Origin of the sequence: Nonomuraea sp. SYSU D8015, from assembly GCF_008065375.1 — a bacterium.
Taxonomy (GTDB): Bacteria; Actinomycetota; Actinomycetes; order Streptosporangiales; family Streptosporangiaceae; genus Nonomuraea.
Genome location: NZ_VJYI01000001.1, coordinates 888,465 through 906,145, shown reverse-complemented (window position 1 = coordinate 906,145; position 17,681 = coordinate 888,465). Strand labels below are relative to the sequence as shown.

At 70.9% G+C, this 17,681-nt stretch carries 17 protein-coding genes and 4 tRNA genes; 12 read left to right on the top strand and 9 right to left on the bottom strand.

Annotation, left to right across the window (positions count from 1 at the left end; all coding sequences use genetic code 11):
- Positions 1–41: 41 nt before the first annotated feature.
- Genes ID574_RS06315 through ID574_RS06305 form a run of 3 tightly spaced genes read right to left on the bottom strand, consistent with a single transcriptional unit; the run spans position 42 to position 3,001 of the window.
- Positions 42–830: an SAM-dependent methyltransferase gene (locus ID574_RS06315; RefSeq protein ID WP_223166397.1), complete on the bottom strand. Its 789-nt coding sequence runs from the start codon at positions 828–830 to the stop codon at positions 42–44.
- A 60-nt stretch (positions 831–890) separates the two neighbouring features.
- Entirely contained in the window at positions 891–2,729 is a 1,839-nt protein-coding gene (gene glmS / locus ID574_RS06310; protein WP_223166396.1) for a glutamine--fructose-6-phosphate transaminase (isomerizing), read from the bottom strand.
- Positions 2,726–3,001 (bottom strand): hypothetical protein, encoded by a 276-nt coding sequence (locus ID574_RS06305; protein ID WP_188187769.1) that lies wholly within the window; start codon positions 2,999–3,001, stop codon positions 2,726–2,728. Before ID574_RS06305 ends, glmS begins: the two co-directional genes overlap by 4 nt.
- Positions 3,002–3,273: 272 nt before the next feature.
- Between ID574_RS06305 and ID574_RS59480 the strand changes: the two genes are divergently transcribed.
- The 8 genes from ID574_RS59480 to ID574_RS06265 all read left to right on the top strand — a co-directional run bounded on the left by ID574_RS59480 (position 3,274) and on the right by ID574_RS06265 (position 8,045).
- Positions 3,274–5,700: an N-acetylmuramoyl-L-alanine amidase gene (locus ID574_RS59480; RefSeq protein ID WP_223166395.1), complete on the top strand. Its 2,427-nt coding sequence runs from the start codon at positions 3,274–3,276 to the stop codon at positions 5,698–5,700.
- 91 nt (positions 5,701–5,791) lie between these two features.
- Positions 5,792–5,863 (top strand) — tRNA-Gly (locus ID574_RS06295).
- A gap of 15 nt (positions 5,864–5,878) precedes the next feature.
- Positions 5,879–5,949 (top strand) — tRNA-Cys (locus tag ID574_RS06290).
- A 49-nt stretch (positions 5,950–5,998) separates the two neighbouring features.
- Positions 5,999–6,070 (top strand) — tRNA-Gly (locus ID574_RS06285).
- A 19-nt stretch (positions 6,071–6,089) separates the two neighbouring features.
- Positions 6,090–6,164, top strand: a tRNA-Val gene (locus tag ID574_RS06280).
- Positions 6,165–6,360: 196 nt separating this feature from the next.
- Complete coding sequence (locus ID574_RS06275; protein WP_223166394.1) at positions 6,361–6,729, top strand: hypothetical protein; 369 nt, start codon at positions 6,361–6,363, stop codon at positions 6,727–6,729.
- A gap of 202 nt (positions 6,730–6,931) precedes the next feature.
- Positions 6,932–7,699, top strand: a complete 768-nt coding sequence (locus ID574_RS06270) for an HpcH/HpaI aldolase family protein (RefSeq protein ID WP_188187768.1) — start codon at positions 6,932–6,934, stop codon at positions 7,697–7,699.
- Positions 7,700–7,751: 52 nt separating this feature from the next.
- Positions 7,752–8,045: a hypothetical protein gene (locus ID574_RS06265; protein ID WP_188187767.1), complete on the top strand. Its 294-nt coding sequence runs from the start codon at positions 7,752–7,754 to the stop codon at positions 8,043–8,045.
- Between the two features lie 24 nt (positions 8,046–8,069).
- Here ID574_RS06265 and ID574_RS06260 read toward each other — a convergent pair whose 3' ends face one another.
- A complete protein-coding gene (locus ID574_RS06260) occupies positions 8,070–8,450 on the bottom strand; it encodes a VOC family protein (protein ID WP_188187766.1) in 381 nt (126 codons plus the stop codon).
- 140 nt (positions 8,451–8,590) lie between these two features.
- Between ID574_RS06260 and ID574_RS06255 the strand changes: the two genes are divergently transcribed.
- Entirely contained in the window at positions 8,591–9,424 is an 834-nt protein-coding gene (locus tag ID574_RS06255; protein WP_188188315.1) for a mechanosensitive ion channel family protein, read from the top strand.
- A 275-nt stretch (positions 9,425–9,699) separates the two neighbouring features.
- Here the strand turns inward: ID574_RS06255 and ID574_RS06250 are convergent, their stop codons facing one another.
- Positions 9,700–9,966, bottom strand: a complete 267-nt coding sequence (locus tag ID574_RS06250; RefSeq protein WP_188187765.1) for a DUF6401 family natural product biosynthesis protein — start codon at positions 9,964–9,966, stop codon at positions 9,700–9,702.
- A gap of 72 nt (positions 9,967–10,038) precedes the next feature.
- Positions 10,039–11,214 (bottom strand): 4-hydroxybenzoate 3-monooxygenase, encoded by a 1,176-nt coding sequence (gene pobA, locus ID574_RS06245; protein ID WP_188187764.1) that lies wholly within the window; start codon positions 11,212–11,214, stop codon positions 10,039–10,041.
- 70 nt (positions 11,215–11,284) lie between these two features.
- Between pobA and ID574_RS06240 the strand changes: the two genes are divergently transcribed.
- A complete protein-coding gene (locus ID574_RS06240) occupies positions 11,285–12,052 on the top strand; it encodes an IclR family transcriptional regulator (RefSeq protein WP_188187763.1) in 768 nt (255 codons plus the stop codon).
- On the opposite strand, the gene ID574_RS06235 is transcribed toward ID574_RS06240, so the two are convergent.
- A complete protein-coding gene (locus ID574_RS06235; RefSeq protein ID WP_188187762.1) occupies positions 12,021–13,787 on the bottom strand; it encodes a thiamine pyrophosphate-dependent enzyme in 1,767 nt (588 codons plus the stop codon). The two genes, ID574_RS06240 and ID574_RS06235, sit on opposite strands and share 32 nt — an antisense overlap.
- 67 nt (positions 13,788–13,854) lie before the next feature.
- On the opposite strand from ID574_RS06235, the gene ID574_RS06230 reads away from it, so the two are divergent.
- Positions 13,855–14,748 carry an SDR family oxidoreductase gene (locus ID574_RS06230; protein WP_188187761.1) on the top strand — a complete coding sequence of 298 codons (894 nt, stop codon included), beginning with the start codon at positions 13,855–13,857 and terminating at the stop codon, positions 14,746–14,748.
- Between the two features lie 115 nt (positions 14,749–14,863).
- On the opposite strand, the gene ligD is transcribed toward ID574_RS06230, so the two are convergent.
- Both ligD and ID574_RS06220 read right to left on the bottom strand, forming a co-directional pair.
- Entirely contained in the window at positions 14,864–16,060 is a 1,197-nt protein-coding gene (ligD, locus tag ID574_RS06225; protein ID WP_188187760.1) for a non-homologous end-joining DNA ligase, read from the bottom strand.
- Positions 16,061–16,140: 80 nt separating this feature from the next.
- Positions 16,141–16,896: a crotonase/enoyl-CoA hydratase family protein gene (locus tag ID574_RS06220; protein WP_188187759.1), complete on the bottom strand. Its 756-nt coding sequence runs from the start codon at positions 16,894–16,896 to the stop codon at positions 16,141–16,143.
- A gap of 239 nt (positions 16,897–17,135) precedes the next feature.
- Between ID574_RS06220 and ID574_RS06215 the strand changes: the two genes are divergently transcribed.
- Positions 17,136–17,606: a hypothetical protein gene (locus tag ID574_RS06215; protein WP_188187758.1), complete on the top strand. Its 471-nt coding sequence runs from the start codon at positions 17,136–17,138 to the stop codon at positions 17,604–17,606.
- Positions 17,607–17,681: the final 75 nt, after the last annotated feature.

Sequence of the window (17,681 nt, the reverse complement as noted above, 5' to 3'; positions counted from 1 at the left end):
ATCATCACGGCATCACGCCCGAAATATCGCGATTTATTCGCTCAAATAGCCGGTTTTTTCGCCACGCCCGCCATAAGCGATGACGGCAGTGACCAGTCGCCGACCAATTTCGGCCGGTCGGGCCGCCAGTCCACGGCCTGCACCAGCCCCGGCGGATCCAGCGCGAAGTCGCCGAAGAACGCGCGGATCTCGGCGGGCGTGCGGTCGGCCCCACCGGAGGCGGTGGCCGCGCCGCGGTGCACGCCCCTGGAACGCTCCTCGTCGTCCAGGCGGCCCCTCGTGGTGGCGTGGCTGATCACCAGATAACTGCCGGGGGCGACCCGCTCGCGCAGCCGAGCCACTGTCTCCTGCGGCCGCGCGGAGTCGGGCACGAAGTGCAGGATCGACACCAGCAGCACCCCGACCGGCTCGTCCAGGTCGAGGAAGGCCCCGGCCTTGGCCAGCACGTCGTCGGCGTCCAGCAGGTCCGCCTCGACGCAGACGGCCCTGCCCCAATTTCGAGCTCCGTCGAGCAGGGCCGTGGCGTGCGCGGCCACGACGGGGTCGTGATCGACGTAGACGACCCGGGCCTCGGGCGCGACCTCGTGCGCGCTGCCCTGTGTCGGCAGCCCGCTGCCCAGGTCGAGGAACTGACGGACGCCTGCGGCGGCCACGTAGCGCACGGCGCGCTGGAGGAAGGCCCGGTTGGCGCGGGCCAGCGGGACCGCCTCCGGGATCAGCTCCGCGAGCTGCTCGATGGCCTGGCGGTCGACCGCGAAGTTGTCCGTCCCGCCGAGCATGTAGTCGTACATGCGTGCGAGATTGGGCCTCTGTTGGTCGAACTGCCGCACAGTATCGAATTTATGTCGTCTTCAGCCGGATAACGAGGTTTGAGGCTGAATTGACGCCAACTACTCGACCGTAACGCTCTTGGCGAGATTGCGCGGCTTGTCCACGTCACGGCCGAGCGCGACCGCGGCGTGGTAAGCGAGCAGCTGAAGGGGGATCGTGAGCAGGATCGGGTCGAGCTCGATCTCGTTCTTGGGGATCACGATGACGTCGTCGGCCAGCTTGCCCTCCGGCTCGCGGTGGCCGACCATGAGGACCTGGCCGCCGCGGGTGCGGATCTCGCCGAGCGTCGTGAGGTTCTTGTCGAGCAGCTCGTCGTCGGGGACGACCGCGACCGTCGGCATGTCGGGGCCGATCAGCGCGAGCGGCCCGTGCTTGAGCTCGCTGGCCGGATACGCCTCGGCGTGCACGTACGAGATCTCCTTGAGCTTCTGCGCGCCCTCCCTGGCCACCGGGTAGCCGCGCACGCGGCCGACGAACATCATGCTCGGGTGGTGGGCGTACTTCTGCGCCAGCTCGGCGATCTTGTCGCTCTGGGTGAGGATGTCCTCGATCTGGCCGGGCAGCCGGCGCAGGCCCTCCACGATGCGCCGCCCGTCGGCCGGCGACAGGTCGCGCACCCGGCCCAGGTGCAGCGCGAGCAGCGCGAACGCCACCGCGGTGGAGGTGAACGCCTTGGTCGAGGCCACCGAGACCTCGGGGCCCGCGTGCAGGTAGATGCCGCCGTCGACCTCGCGGGCGATGGCGCTGCCCACGGCGTTGACGATGCCGATGACCCGGCCGCCCTTGCGCTTGAGCTCCTGGACGGCGGCGAGCGTGTCGTACGTCTCGCCCGACTGGCTGATCGCGACGTAGAGCGTGTCGGGGTCGACGACCGGGTTGCGGTAGCGGAACTCGCTGGCCGGCTCGGCGTCGGACGGGATGCGCGCCAGCTCCTCGATGAGCTGCGCGCCGATCTGCCCCGAGTAGTACGCGGACCCACAACCGATGATCTTCACGCGGCGGAAGCCGCGCGTCTCGCGGGCGTCCATGTTGAGCCCGCCGAGGTGCGCGACGTGGAAACGCTCGTCGAGGCGGCCGCTCATGGTGCGGGTGACCGTCTCGGGCTGCTCGGAGATCTCCTTGAGCAGGTAGTGCTCGTAGCCGCCGGTGTCGTAGTGGCCGGCGTCCCAGTCGACGGTCAGCGGCTCCTTGGCGGTCTCGCGGGCGTCGCTGGCGAAGGTGTGGAAGCCGTCGGCCTTGAGCACGGCCAGCTCGCCGTCCTCCAGGTGCACGACCTGGCGGGTGTAGCGGACCAGCGCGGCCACGTCGGAGGCGGCGAACATCTCCTTCTCGCCGATGCCGAGCACGATCGGGCTGCCGTTGCGCGCCACGACCACCTCGCCGGGCCGCTCGGAGTCGATGACCGCGATGCCGTACGTGCCGACGATGCTCTTGAGCGTCTTCCTGACCGCCTCCTCCAGCGAGTCGTTCTCGTCGACCGCGTGGGCGATCATGTGGGCGAGCACCTCGGTGTCGGTCTCGGAGGCGAACTCGACGCCGTCGGCGATCAGCTTGGCGCGCAGCTCGCCGGCATTCTCGATGATGCCGTTGTGCACGACCGCGATGCGCTGGTCGGCCGACAGGTGGGGGTGGGCGTTCTCGTCGCTCGGCACGCCGTGCGTGGCCCACCGGGTGTGGCCGATGCCGAGGCCGCCCTTGAACCTGGCCGGCACGACCTTGGCCAGGTCGGCCACCCGGCCCTTGCACTTGCGGACCTTCAGCCCCTTGTTGGACACCACGATCCCGGCCGAGTCGTAGCCCCGGTATTCAAGCCGCTGCATGCCCTCCAGCAGGATGGGCGCCGCGTCCTTGGGGCCTACGTAGGCCACGATTCCGCACATCGAGGTCTCCTCCGTCATCCATAGACGATCCTGCGGAGCTGTCGGAGTGACAGCTCCGGTCCGGCCACCCGCCGTACGCGTAATTCGGCGCTGATCCTGGGGAAGATCTCGTCGTTCGTGTGGCCGCGCTTCTTCAGCTCGCCGTGACGGCGGCGGACGAACTCCTCGACGGTCTCGGAGAAGTACGCCAGCACGTCGGCGATCACGCGGGCCGCCTCGCCGGGACCGAGCGGGCTCGTCCTGGTGAGGTGCGTGATGAGATCTTCGTAGGGATGCCGGGCCGGGGACACAGAGGAGGACACTACGCATCTGGAACGAGACACGCCAACTTTCTGCCCGATATCGGGCAGAGTTTAACTCTAGAGGGCCCGTGATGCCGCCGATTGGGCCGACGCGGGGGCTCATCGGCGGCCGGCGGGCGTGTTGCACCCGATGACTGGGATGCCGAATTGGATGGCGATTTAGCGGATCCCATGCGTATCATCCGCCCCGTCTGACACATTCCTCTGCCGAGAATGGCTACGGTGAGTAGTCGTATCGTGACGTTCTACGGGGAGATGTCATGCGCCTCTGGCTCGCCGCCGTCCTCACCGCCAGTGTGCTCACCGCGCCTGGGAACGCCCTCGCCTCCTCCGGCCGGCAGGGCGACTTCGCCGCCGCCGCGCGGGAGTTCGGGGTGCCGGTGAGCGTGCTGCTCGGGGTCGCCTACCTCGGGTCCCGCTGGGACGCGCACGCGGGGCTGCCCAGCACGGCCGGTGGGTACGGGCCGATGCACCTGGTGGACGCGCTGCCGGTGTCCGCCTCCGCGATCGGCGACGCGCTGGGGGACGCCCGGGGGGACGACGCCCGCCCGATGCCGCGCCGGCCCGCCGTCCCTCCGGTCTCGGCGCTGCGCATGTCCCCGCCGCGGACGACGCTGCCCGAGGCCGGGCGGCTGGTCGGGGTCGAACCCGCCCGGCTGCGGGAGGACCCCGTCGCGAACATCCGCGCCGGTGCCGCCCTGCTCGCCTCCTTCCAGGAGCGGCCGAGCAGCGACCCCGCCGCCTGGCACGGGGCGATCGCCCGCTTCTCGGGGGCGGACGATCCGGTCGCGGCGCGGGAGTTCGCCGACGAGGTGTTCGCGGTGATCCGGGAGGGGATGGTGCGGCGCACCGACGACGGCCACCTGGTGCGGCTCGACCCCGTACCGGATCTGCGGCCGCCGCGGATGGTGGGCGAACAGGCGGGCGCAGGACCGGAGGCCAAGTCCTCCCTGGGCGCCGCCAGGGCCGTGGACGGCGGAGCGGACCCTGGTGCCGGGGCGTCGCCGGCGGTCGAGGCTACTTCCGGAGTCGCAGGCTCGCCCGAGGTCGTAGCATCACCCGGGGCAGTAGCATCCCCGGGAGCCGCGGCATCCCCCGCGACCGCAGCCTCCCTCGAGGTCGCAGCATCACCGGAGATCGCAGCGTCGCCCGGAGCCGAGGCAACGCCTGGGATAGGGACGGTGCCCGCGGTCGGTGCGAACTCCGCCATCGGGAAGGACTCTCCCGCCGGGACGGAAACCGGGGTCCGGACGGGCTCCCCCGCCGGGACGGAAACCGGGGCAGGGATCGATTCCGCCGCCGGAGGGCCGGTCGGTGCCCAGGAGGAGGAGCTCGACGTCGACGGGCAGCCCGGCACCGCAGACGGGGCGCAACCGGGCGCGGGCGAGAAGAGCCTGGGCGGAGAGAGCGCGGGTGAAGCGCTGCCACCGTCCATGAGCGGGCCGCTTTCCCAGAACGGGCTGGCGGAGCAGGCCGGCCCGCCGGTGCCGACGGCGACGCAGGCGGAGTGCCCCACCTCACTGGCCTGCGAATGGATGCCCGCCGCCTACCAGCAATTCGGCAAGAAGAAGAACAGGGACTACGGCAACCACGACCGCCTGTTCCGCTCACGGAACATCGACTACATCGTCATCCACGACACCGAGGGCACCTACCAGGGCATCCCCGCCCTGGTCCGCAACCCCAGGTACGTGAGCTGGCACTACACGATCCGCTCTCGCGACGGACATGTCGCCCAGCACGTGGCGACGAATGACATCGCCTGGCACGCGGGCAACTGGGACGTCAACACCCGTTCGATCGGCATCGAGCACGAGGGATACCTGGCCAAGGGCGGGGCCTGGTACACGGAGGCGATGTACCGGGCGTCGGCCAAGCTCGTCAGATACCTGGCCGACAAGCATCAGATCCCGCTCGACCGCGACCACATCCTCGGCCACGACAACGTGCCGGGCACCACCCCCAAGACCGTCGCCGGCATGCACGAGGACCCCGGGCCGTACTGGGACTGGGCCCACTACTTCGACCTGCTGAAGAAGCCGCTGAGGGGCGTGAAGGAGGGCGACTCCGTCATGATCCGCCCCTCGTACGACGCCAACCGGCCTCGCTTCACCGGCTGCGAGAGCACCAAATCCGGCAAGGAGTGCCCGCCGCACGGCGCCTCCACCGTGTGGCTGCACACGGAGCCGAGCGAGAGCGCCCCGCTGGTCACCGACGTGGGCAAGCACGGGGGCAAGCCGAGCTCGTACAGCGTGTACGACCACGCCGCACGCGCCTCGACGGGCCAGCGCTTCGCGGTCGCGGAGCGACGGGGCGACTGGACGGCCATCTGGTACCTGGGCCAGAAGGCGTGGTTCCACAATCCGGCCTCGAATCCCACCGCCGTCCCGGCCAAGGCCCCGCTGGTCACGCCGCTGAAGCCCGACACGAAGGTGTACGGCCGGGCTTATCCCGAAAAGTCCGCCTATACGCAGGCCTCGTACCAGCCGCTGACGCCACTCCAGTACACGATCGCCCCCGGGCAGACGTACACGGTGGGCGACACCATCACCGGCTCCTACTACGCCGCGGGCGCCTTCAGCCCGTCCAGGCACGTCACCACCACAGGCAAGACCCGCTACCACCAGATCCAGCTCGGCCACCGCGTGATGTTCGTCATGGCGAAGGACGTCCGCATGATCGGCTGAATTTCGGCCCGTGGACCGCCGAGTGCGCACGGGCACTCCGCGGAGACGATATGGTTTTCCCGTGGCCGGGCGCACGTCGCCCGGGGTTCACGCGGAAGTGGCTCAGTGGTAGAGCATCACCTTGCCAAGGTGAGGGTCGCGGGTTCGAATCCCGTCTTCCGCTCGGAGCGAGACTCCTGGTGGAGTGGCCGAGAGGCGAGGCAGCGGCCTGCAAAGCCGTCTACACGGGTTCAAATCCCGTCTCCACCTCGGCGACCGGCGGACCCTCCGGGATCCGCTAAAGTAAGGGCAGCGCCATGCGGAAGTGGCTCAGTGGTAGAGCATCACCTTGCCAAGGTGAGGGTCGCGGGTTCGAATCCCGTCTTCCGCTCTGAGTTCCAACTCAATACGGACGATTAGCTCAGCGGGAGAGCGCTTCCCTGACACGGAAGAGGTCACTGGTTCAATCCCAGTATCGTCCACCAGGCTCTCCAGCAGGCCAGGTCAAACAGCAAGCAAAGCCCCAGCCCATGGCGCATGCCAGGGAGCTGGGGCTTCTTGTTGCCCAGGGTCGATCACGATCGTCGTCGGCACCCGAGGCCCAGAAGGAACGCCGCCCAGCACGTCCCAGAATGCGAACTTCGCCCGTGTTCTGGCGAAGGTCATCTGTACGCTGTGCGCGTGACCACTGAACCCGCCGCACCTCGCCGACGCACCCCCGGCGTGGGCAGCCGATCTAGGAGGATCGCCTGGGGCGCTTTCGCGCTGTTCCTTGCCGCATTCGCCGTTTTCGAGAGCCAGAAGTACGGCCTGCCGACCACGGTCGCCGCGCTGGTGTTCTTCGTGTTGCCCGATCTGACACGGCTCGCCGGGGTTCGCCCGCCCGGCACGCTCCACCAGGCCGTGAACCGCGTGTGGATCCCGCTCGCGGTGCTGGTCGGCTACACCTTCGGGCCGATCGTGTGGCCCCCGCTCTTCACGGCCGGGCTGGCCTGGCTCACCCGCATCGCCCTCGATCGGACGCTCGGGCGCGGGCTCGCCTCCACCTGACCGGAAGGACGTGTCCGGTCACCACTCCTCCGAGAGCTCGTGCACCCCGAACATGGCCATGTCGTGCTTGAAGCGGACCTGTGACAGCGGAACGGCGAACCGCAGGCCGGGCAGCCGGCGAAGCAAGCCCGCACGTCCCCTACACCTACCACCGCAAAGTCATCAAGCACGTCCGCATCGCCGCAGAGGAGATCGATCCGCCATGACCGCAGCCGAGCTCGCCAGGAAGATCCGCAACCGGGAACAGGCCGTCGGCTACTGGGTGGTGCTCGACGCCCCCGTCGCCACCGAGCGCCTGGCCAGGCTCGGGTACGACTACATCGCCGTGGACGGCCAGCACGGGCTGATCGGCCACGCGGGCCTGCTGGCGAACCTCATGGCCGTCGACGCGGGCGGCCGATCGGTGGGCCTGGTGCGCGTCGAGTCCGGTGACCCGGCGGTGATCGGCCGGGCGCTGGACTACGGCGCGGGGGGCGTGATCGTGCCGCTCGTGGACACGGCCGAGGACGCGGCCCGCGCCGTGTCCGCCGCCCGCTACCCCGGCACGGGCCGCCGCTCCTACGGCCCCATGCGGTCCATGCTCAGGATCGGCCCCACCCCGGCGGAGGCGGACGAGAGCGTGCTGGTCCTGGCCATGATCGAGACCTCGGAGGGGCTGGCGAACCTCGAGGCCATCTGCGCCACGCCCGGCCTGGACGGCGTGTACGTCGGCCCGTCCGACCTGTGCCTGGCCGTGGGCGGCCGGTTCCCCAACGATCCCCAGGTCGCCGACGTGTTCGAGAAGGCGCTGGAACGCATCCGCACGACCGCCGAGCGGGCCGGGATCGCGGCCGGCATCCACAACCCGACCGGGGAGCAGGCCGCCCGCCGCCTCGCCGAGGGCTTCACCTTCGCCACGGTCGCCTCCGACCTCGTCCACCTGGAGCAGGCCGCGGCCGCCCACCTGAAGGCCGTGCGGGGCGGCGCATGAGGGTCCTCGTCACGACGCCCACCTTCGCCAGGCATTCCGGCGAGCCCGGCGCGTGCTCCACGAGGGCGGCTGCGCGGTCGAGACCGGCCGACTGGACGACATCGCCGAGGCCGACGCGGTGATCGTCGGGATGGACCCCGGTCACCCCGAGGAGGTCATCGCGGGCGGCAAGCGGCTACGGGTCATCGCCGAGCACGGAGCGGTATGGCGCCTGCGCCGCACCGGTGTGGACCCCTGCTGCCGCGGCAGTCCCCTGCTGACCGTCGCCCTGGTGCTGGGCCGCGCCGCCGTCACGTTCCTCGGCGGGTACGCGCTGCCGGACGTCCTCGACCCCAACCCGTTCTGACCCTCGGCCGGCCGTCGGCGGCGGTCACGGCCAGGTGTTGGCCTCGGCCTCGAACACCGCCCTGTCGCTCTCCACGGGCAGCACGCACAGCAGGTGCCCGCCGGGCGCGCGCAGGACGCGGCACTCCATCCACTGCGACACCTGGGTCGCTCCGAGCGCCACCAGGCGGGCGGTCTCGGCCTCGACGTCGTCGGTCTCGATGTCGAGATGGAAGCGGGGCGCGTCGTCGACCGCCTGGACGGCCGTGACCAGTCCGGAGATGGCCTGGTGGAGCGAGGTGAACTGCTCCTCGCCCGGGAGCGGGCGGGCGCTGGCGCCGAGCGCGGCCGCCCAGAAGGCCGCCGCGCGCTCGGCCTCGGGGGTGGGGGTGTCGATGAGGAGGGCGTAGACACGGCTGCGATGCACGGGATCACCCTAGCGGGGCGCACTGCGGACCTGCGTGCGAAATGTCGCCCAGCGCGAACTTTAGGTGTCGCTGCGTGCATACAACGTTGCAGTCCGGGTAGCGCCGTGGCATTGGCTCCTCGGAGGAGGAAACCGTGGATATCAACATAGGCCAAGGCCTTCAAGACGCCTGGCGGATGATCGCGACGTTCGTTCCGCGGCTGGCTGCCTTCCTGGTGATTCTCATCATCGGATGGATCGTGGCCAAGGTCCTGGAGAAGATCGTCGACAAGATCCTGGAACGGGTCGGGTTCGACCGGGCGGTGGAGCGCAGCGGCGTCCGCCGCTGGCTGGAGCGGAGCAAATACGACGCGAGCAGCCTGCTGGCGAGAATCGTCTTCTACGCCATCATCCTGATCACCCTGCAGATAGCCTTCAGCGTCTTCGGGCCGAACCCGATCTCGGCGCTGCTGAACGGCGTGGTGGCGTGGCTGCCCAGGGCCCTCGTCGCCATCGTGATCGTCGTGGTGGCCGGGGCCATCGCCAGGGCCGTCAGGGACGTCCTCGACGGCGCGCTCGGCGGGCTGTCCTACGGCCGCTGGCTGGCGCTCGCCGCATCCGTGTTCATCTGGGCGCTCGGCATCATCGCCGCGCTCAACCAGATCGGCGTGGCCACCACCGTCACGACCCCGGTCCTGATCACCGTCCTGGCCACCATCGGGGCGATCGTGGCCATCGGCGTCGGCGGCGGGATGGTCCGGCCGATGCAGCAGCGCTGGGAGCGCTGGCTGGGCCGGATCGAGGAGGAGGCCCCGCAGGCCAGGGCGCAGGCCGAGGCGTACCAGCGCGGGCGTCAGGACGCCGCGGCGATGAGCCAGCCGACGGAGCCCATCCGCACGACGCCGGGGGCTCCGCCGCCCTCGGAGGCACCGCCCCGCTCGGAGACGCCGCCGCGCCCGGACATGCCGCCGCGCTCCGACATGCCTCCCGGCTGAGCACCCGGAACGGCCCCGCCCAGCCCCGCCTCCGGGGCCAGCCATCCATGCCCCGCGGACGAGCCATCCTCGCCGCGGGGCATGCCCGCCGAACGCACATCGCGTGAGCGAACGCACGTCGCGTGAGAAGGGTCCACACGCCCGCCACAACGCGCCCGTTCCGCCGGCGGGCCCGCGCCCCGTCGAGCGGCGGACGCGGCGGGCAAGACAGCCGAGCGGCCGGTGGGAGGGGCTCGAGCGGACGTCGTCAGGCGCCGGGCGTCAGCCGTCAGGCGTCAGGCGGGGAGTTCGTCGCTCAGGAAGCCGCGTTCGCGGGCGAGCCAGCACACCGCCGTGAGCCGCAGCGCCGCGGCGTCGGGCTCGCCGGTGAAGGACCAGCCGCGGTGCCGGAGCTCGTCGAGGAAGCCGAGCAGGTAGTCGCCCAGGGTCTCGCGATCCAGCGGGATCGCGTCACGCAGCACCGCCGCGTGCTGATCCACCGCGGCGACCAGCCCCGGATCGCTGCCCATCCTGGCGAGCTGGGAGTGCCCGAGCACGTTCATCAACCACCGAAGGGGCGAAGCCGCCCATCCTTCCTCAAAGACCACCAAACAACCCTAAAGCATTTTCCAAGGTCAGGGGCCAAAAGGCAGCCCGACGTAGTTCTCGGCCAGCGTCGTGGCGGCCGCCTCCGACGAGGTGACGTAGTCCAGATAGGACAGCTGAAGCCGCCGCCCGTAGGCGTCGTCGTCCTCGAAGGTGTGCAGCAGCGTCGTCATCCACCACGAGAAGTGTTGCGCCCGCCACACCCGCTTCAGGCACGCCTCGGAGTACCCGTCGAGCAGCTCGGTGGAGCCGGTCGAGAAGTACGCGGCCAGCGCCTCGGTCAGCAGGCGGACGTCGGCCACGGCCAGGTTGAGCCCCTTGGCGCCGGTGGGAGGCACGATGTGGGCGGCGTCCCCGGCCAGGTAGAGCCGCCCGTACTGCATGGGCTCGACCACGAACGACCGCATCGGCGTGACGCCCTTCTCGGTGATCTCGCCGGTCGTCAGCGTGAAGCCGGGCACGCTCTCCAGCCGCGCCCGCAGCTCGTCCCAGATCCGCTCGTCGGGCCAGTCCTCGATCTTCGTGTCGGCCGGAACCTGCAGATAGAAGCGGCTGACGGTGGGCGAGCGCATGCTGTGCAGCGCGAAGCCGCGATCGGTCCTGGTGTAGATCAGCTCCTCGGACGACGGCGCGACGTCGGCCAGGATGCCGAGCCAGGCGAAGGGATACTCCCGCTCGAAGACGGTCAGAACGCCCTCCGGGATCGACGGCCTCGACACGCCGTGGAAGCCGTCGCACCCGGCGATGACGTCGCAGTCGAGCCGCTGTCCGCCGAACGTCACATAGGGCCCAGTGTCCGACCCTGGCTCCAGCGAGTGCACGGCCACGTCCTCGACCTCGAACCGCACGTCGCCGCCCGCCGCGAGCCGGGCCGCGATCAGGTCCTTGACCACCTCCTGCTGGCCGTACACGGTGATCGCCCTGCCCGGCACGAGCTTCTCGAACGGGATGCGGTGGCCCGCGCCGCCGTACCTGAGCTCGATGCCGTGGTGCGGCAGCCCCTCGCGCAGCATGCGCTCGCCGACGCCCGCCTCGACGAGCGTGTCGACCGTGCCCTGTTCCAGCACGCCGGCCCGCACGCGCCGCTCGACGTAGTCGCGGCTGCGCTTCTCCAGCACCACGGAGGAGATGCCGCGCAGGTGCAGCAAATGAGACAGCAGCAGGCCCGCGGGGCCCGCGCCGATGATCCCGACCTGAGTTCGCATGAGGGAAGCATGCTGCGTCGAGGCGACCCGCGCCGAGCGTGCACTTCCACTGAGTGGAAGAATTGCCGTCATGGCAGGAGGGTCCCGCGAGCCGGGCCGCACCGTGACGTCGAAGGTCCTGGCCATCCTCGGCGCGTTCGACGCCGCCCACCCCCAGCTCACGCTGACGGATGTGGCCAGGCGGAGCGGCGTGCCGCTGAGCACGGCGCACCGGCTGGTGGCCGAGCTGGAGGAGTGGCAGGCGCTCAGCCGCGACCCCGACGGGCGGCTGCGCGTGGGGCTGCGGCTGTGGGAGCTGGGCCAGCTCGCCCCCGGCAGGCTGATGAGCCAGGCCCATCCGTGGCTGCAGGAGCTGTTCGTCACCACGGGTGAGAACGTGCACCTGGCCGTCCGCGACGGGCTCGAGGTGCTGTACGTGGACAAGGTGTACGGCCGCCGCGCCGTCCCCATCGTCTCCAGGACCGGCGGCCGCCTGCCGATGCACCCGACGGGCGTGGGCAAGGCGCTGCTGGCGTACGAGCCGGACTGGTTCGTCAAGTCCTACCTGGCCCGCAAGCTCGAACGCCCCACCCCGCACACGATCATCGAGCCTGGCCGGCTGGCCAGGGAGCTGGCCACGGTCCGGGCCCAGGGCTACGCGTTCACGTACGAGGAGATGACCCTGGGCTCGTGCTCGGCGGCGGCGCCGATCCTGGTGGACGGGCGGGCCGTGGCGGCCGTGGGCATCGTGGTGTCCTCACGGCGCGCCCGCGAGCTGCCGCGTCTGGTCGACCCGCTGCTGAACACCGCGTCGGGGATCGCGAACGCTAGTCCCCCATCTTCTGGATCCGGTCCTTGAACAGCGTGGTCGCGATGGCCGCCCGGTGCGGCTGCCCCTTGAGGAACGCCTGGGCGAAGTTCTTGGCCTGCTCGTAGGAGACCTTGCCGGGCATGGGCGGCTCGTCCGGGTTGACGTCCACGTCCACCAGCGCCGGGCCGTCGTGCGCGAGGGCCTGCCCGATCGCCTGGGCCACGTCCTCGGATTTGCTGACCTTGGCCCCGAACCCGCCGCACGACCGTGCCCAGGCCGAGAAGTCGGCCTCCGGCTGGGCGTAGCGCACGCCGTGCTCGGGGTAGCCGAGCACCATCTGCTCCCACAGGATCTGGCCGAGCGAGTTGTTGTTGCTGATGATCACCTTGACCGGCAGCCGCTGCTGGACCGCCGTCAGGAACTCGGCCATGAGCATCGAGAAGCCGCCGTCGCCGACGTACGCGATGACCTGCCGGCCGGGGAACGCGTGCTGCATCGCGATCGCGTACGGCAGGCCGTTCGCCATCGTCGCGAGCGTCCCCGACAGGTAGAACTCGCGCCCGCCGCGGATCGTCCAGTGCCTGGCCGCCCACGTGGCGACGGTGCCGGTGTCGCAGGTCAGGATGGCGTCGTCGGCGGCGAGCTCGTCGAGGATGGAGACGGGATACTGCGGGGCGATCGGGTCGCGGTCGGGGTTCTCGAGCGCGTCCATGTCGGCCCGCCAGTCGGCCATCTTCCGCTGGTACTTCGCCAGGTGGGCGCTCCTGTCCCGGCCCCTGAGCAGCGGCAGCAGCGCCGCCAGCCCCTCCTTGGCGTCGCACACGACCGGGACGTCGGTCGGGATCCGCGCCCCCGCCCTGGTCGGGTCGGCCTCGAACTGCACCACCCGCGCCTTGCCCGGCTCGGGCAGGAACTTCGAGTACGGGAAGTTCGTGCCGACCATGAACAGCACGTCGGCGTCGTCCATGAGCTCCTCGCTCGGCCGGGTGCCGAGCAGCCCGATCCCTCCGGTCGTGTACGGCGAGTCGTCCGGGATGACCGCCTTGCCGGGCAGCGTCTTGACCACCGGCGCCCCGAGCGCCTCCGCCACGGCCAGGACCTCCTGGCGGGCGTGCAGGGCGCCGCGCCCGACCAGCATGGCGGGGCGTTCGGCGTTGTTGAGCACCTCGGCCGCCCACTCGAGGTCCTCCTGCCGCGGGATGCCGGACGGCTGCAGGTAGAGGGGCGTGGTCTGCGGCGTCCTGACCGGGGCCACGCTCTTGTACGGCTCCGCGCCGGCCTCGGCCACCTGGATGTCGTTGGGCAGGGTGAGATGGGCGACGCCGCGCCGCGCGTACGCCGTCCTGACCGCCAGGTCGACCAGCGACGGCAGCTGCACCGGGTTGGTGATCATCATGTTGTACTCGGCCACGTCGGCGTACAGCCGGTCCAGGTGGACCTCCTGCTGGTAGCCGGTGCCGAGCACGGACGTCTCCTGCATCCCCGTGATCGCTAGCACGGGGATGTGGTCGAGCTTGGCGTCGTAGAGCCCGTTGAGCAGGTGGACGCCGCCCGGCCCGGAGGTGGCCAGGCAGACGCCGAGGCGTCCGGTGGCCTTGGCGTAACCGGTGGCCATGAAGGCCGCGGCCTCCTCGTGGTGCACGAGGACGAAGCGCACCCGGTCGCGATGGCGCCGCAGCCCCTCCATGATGCCGTTGATGCCGTCGCCCGGCAGGCCGAAGACGGTGTCGACGCCCCACTCCGCGAGCCGTTCTATCAGCGATTCTGATGCGATTCGAGCCATGCCAGCGGCACTACCCCGCTCTGACTCGCCCATGTCAATGGTGCGGATTCGGGGGTAGTGGCCTGGCATGCGCATTCTGGTCACGGGAGCCACGGGCACGCTCGGCAGGGCATTGGTGCCCGCACTGGTCAAGGCGGGTCATCAGGTGCGGGCGTTGAGCCGTACCAAGAGGGAGAGCCGCGGGAACGTCGAATGGGCGTGGGGCGACCTGTTCTCCGGCAAGGGCGTCGACGAGGCCGTGCAGGGCGTGGACGCGGTCGCGCACCTGGCCACGAGCGGCCGCAAGGGGCGCGGCGCCGTGGACATCCCGGGCACCCGGCTGCTGATCGTCGCCGCCCGCGAGGCCGGGGTCGGGCACCTGCTGCTCACCTCGGTGGTCGGCGCGGACCGCGCGCCGGTCGGCTACCTCCGGTACAAGCTGGAGGCCGAGCGGCTGGTCGGCGAGAGCGGCCTGGGCTGGACGGTCCTCCGCGCCACCCCGTTCCACCAGTGGCTCAACCGGCGGCTGCGCGACTTCGCCGCGCTCCCCGTGCTGCCGGTGGACCCGACCGTGCTCTGGCAGCCCGTCCACGCGGGCGAGGTGGCCGCGCGAGCGGCCGAGCTGCTCAGGGCCGGGCCTCTGGGCGCGGAGGTCGAGTTCGGCGGCCCGCAGGTGCTGAACACCGCGGAGCTGGTACGGACGTGGTGCCACGCCCAGCACCTGCGCCGGGTGTGCCTCTCGGTGCACTACCCCGGCCGGTTGTACGCGGCCCAGCGCGCCGGCGACCTGACCACGGACGCGACGCCGAAGGGCGAGATCACCTGGCAGGACTACCTGGTGCCGCCCCCGCCGGTGCCGTCGGACGACTTCGCGTCCGAGCACACCGCCTCCCCCACCAGCCCCGCCACCCAGCCCGAGCAGGACCCTGACCTGCACGTCTACGGGGGCGACGAGGGCTACAACCGCCCGACCCGCGGCTGACCCGCCTGCGCGCCCGTCACGCCCGGACCGCGTGACCGACGCCGAGGGAGCGGCTGGACCGCCGGGACAGCGCCGCGGCGGATCGCCCTGGACCACGCGACGCCACCGCGGCAGATCACCCCGGACCGGCGCCGCGCCAGGGGTCGTAGTCCACCTCCAGCGGCTCCTGCGGCGGCCGCTCCCCCTCCGGAACGTGCTGCAGGTTGACCCTGATCCGATACCAGACGCTGCTGCGCCCGCGCATCCCGTCGACCAGCACGTCAGCGGGCTCCAGCTTGGCCGCCACCTCGGGATGCCGCGCCTTCCACCGCTCGAACCCGGCCATGGCCTCGTCCTTGTGCTCGGCCCTGGCGATCTCGATGACGGGCATCGTCTGCTGCCGGCGCCCCGTCCCCTTGGGCGGTTTGGGCGCGGGCCCGAGCTCCTCCGCCAGCTCCAGCAGCCCGTCCAGGGACCCGGCGTGCAGATCCATGTCCTCCCACGGATCGCCGATCTCGGCCAGCCGCCGCGGCACGGACTCGATCGTGAACAGCTCGGGCCTGCAGCCGGGCACCTCGTCCCAGGTCAGCGGCGTGGACACACGGGCGTCCTGCACGGCGCGCACCGAGTAGGCGGAGGCCACGGTGCGGTCATAGGCGTTCTGGTTGAAGTCGACGAACACCCCGTGCCGCTCCTCCTTCCACCACCGGCTGGTGGCCAGGTCGGGGGCGCGCCGCTCGACCTCGCGCGCCACGGTCTCGGCCGCCTTGCGCACTTTGGCGTACGGCCAGCGCCGCTCGATCCGCGCGTACACGTGGAACCCGCGCGACCCCGACGTCTTGGGCCAGGCCACCAGCCCGTAGTCGGCGAGCACCTCCCGCGCCACCAGCGCGGTCTTCAGCACGTCGCTCCACTCGACCCCCGGCACCGGATCGAGGTCGATGCGCAGCTCGTCGGGCCGGGAGAGGTCGTCGGAGCGCACCGGATGCGGGTTGAGATCGACGCACCCGAGATTGACCACCCACACCAACTGCGCCAGGTCGGTGCACACGACCTCCTCCGCGCTCAGCCCTGACCGGTATTTGAGCTCGGCCACCTCGATCCAGTCGGGCCGCTTGGCCGGGGCGCGCTTCTGGAAGAACGCCTCCTTCTCGATGCCGTGCACGAACCGCTTGAGCACCATCGGCCGCCCGTAGACGCCCCGCAGCGCGGCCTCGCCCACGGCCTGGTAGAACCGGATCAGGTCGAGCTTGGTGTGCCCGGCCTGGGGGAAGACCACCTTGTCGGGGCTGGTGACGCGGACCTCACGCCCGGCGACCTCGATGTCAGGCATAGGGTCACGATACGCGGGCGCCCCGACAATCAGCCGACACGACCGCTGGGCGGGCCTGGCTTGGAGGAAGCCCGAGGCGATCAGCCGCCGGTGTGGGAGAAATCGCCGTGACGGCCGGCGCCCGCCGCGAAGCGCGCCGCCCCTTCGATCGCGTCCGGCAGCGAGACCAGGCCGTGACGCAGCTCGTTCCGCATGGCCTCCGCCTCCCCCCGCCCGTCCTGCTCCAGAACGGACATCCGGTCGCCGCGCAGGCAAGTCTGCGGGAAGCGTGCGATCTCCCGCGCGAGGGCCTCGGCGTGCCGCCGCGCCGTGCCGGCGGGGACGAGCCGGTTGGCCAGCCCCATCTCGTACGCCTCCCGCCCGCCGACCGGCCGCCCGGTGAGGATCATGTCCATGGCCCTGGACGCCCCGATGAGCCTGGGCAGCCGCACGGTTCCGCCGTCGATCAGCGGCACGCCCCACCGGCGGCAGAACACCCCGAACACCGCGTCCTCCTCCGCCACCCGCAGGTCGCACCAGAGGGCGAGCTCCAGCCCGCCGGCGACGGCGTGTCCGGCGACGGCGGCGATCACGGGCTTGGACAGGCGCATCCTGGTCGGCCCCATGGGCCCGTCGCCCTCCTCGCCGACGTGGTTGTCGAGCGCCTTGAGATCGGCCCCGGCGCAGAACGTACCCCCCTCACCCCACAGCACCGCCACGTCGGCGTCGGAGTCCTCGAAGTCCCGGAACGCCTCGGCCAGCGCGTCGGCGGTCTTGCGATCGACGGCGTTGCGCGCCTCCGGCCGGCTGATCACCACGGTGGCGACCGGCCCCTGGCGCTCCACGCGTACGGCCATGCGACCCTCCTCGGGGGACGTGCGAATTCTCCAAGGGGAAACGTGCCGAGCGTACGTCTATGCCGATGCCCCGGCCAGCGACCGGCCCAAGGTCATGCGCATGCAAGATCGCTACGGGTGCGAGTGACGCCGCGCGACGGGACACGATCCGCGCCGGGTTGAGTAGGGGCTACTCATGCGCCCGGGAAGTCGCGCCTTCAAAGTCGTCGGGGAAGGCAGTTTCGACAGGGGGGAATCTCATGAAGGCTAGCAGGCTCGCCGTCGCCGTCATGGCGTCGACATTAATGGGCGCCGGACTGCTGTCGGCATCCGCGACATCGGCCGGGGCCGTCACGACGGCACAGGCCTCCACGGCAGACCCGTGCGTCATCCGGGACGGCACGTCAAGCAAGGGCTACCGGGTCGGCAGCAACCCCACGAGGTACACGTACGACGACACCCCGTACCTGGGTGCCCGGTACAACTCGTGCACGAACAAGGTCACGCTCTATTACGGCGGCTATTCTGCCGCCCCCGGCTACTACTACAACCTCCGCACCGGCGCCGGAGCGCAGTGGGAAGTGCAACCGGGCAGCGCCCGCAAGTACACGATGAGGGCTCCCGGGGGGACATATATGACCGCCATGGTCCAGCTCTGCAGGAGGGGAGAGCTCCTCCACCGGTCCACCTGCACCCGCTGGTCACCGCAGGTTCGCGTGGCACTCGACTAGCGACCATCGCAAGCGGCACCCGAGCCCCGGACGGATCTCCGTCAGGGGCTCCGCGGAACTGGACGGGCGGTCAAT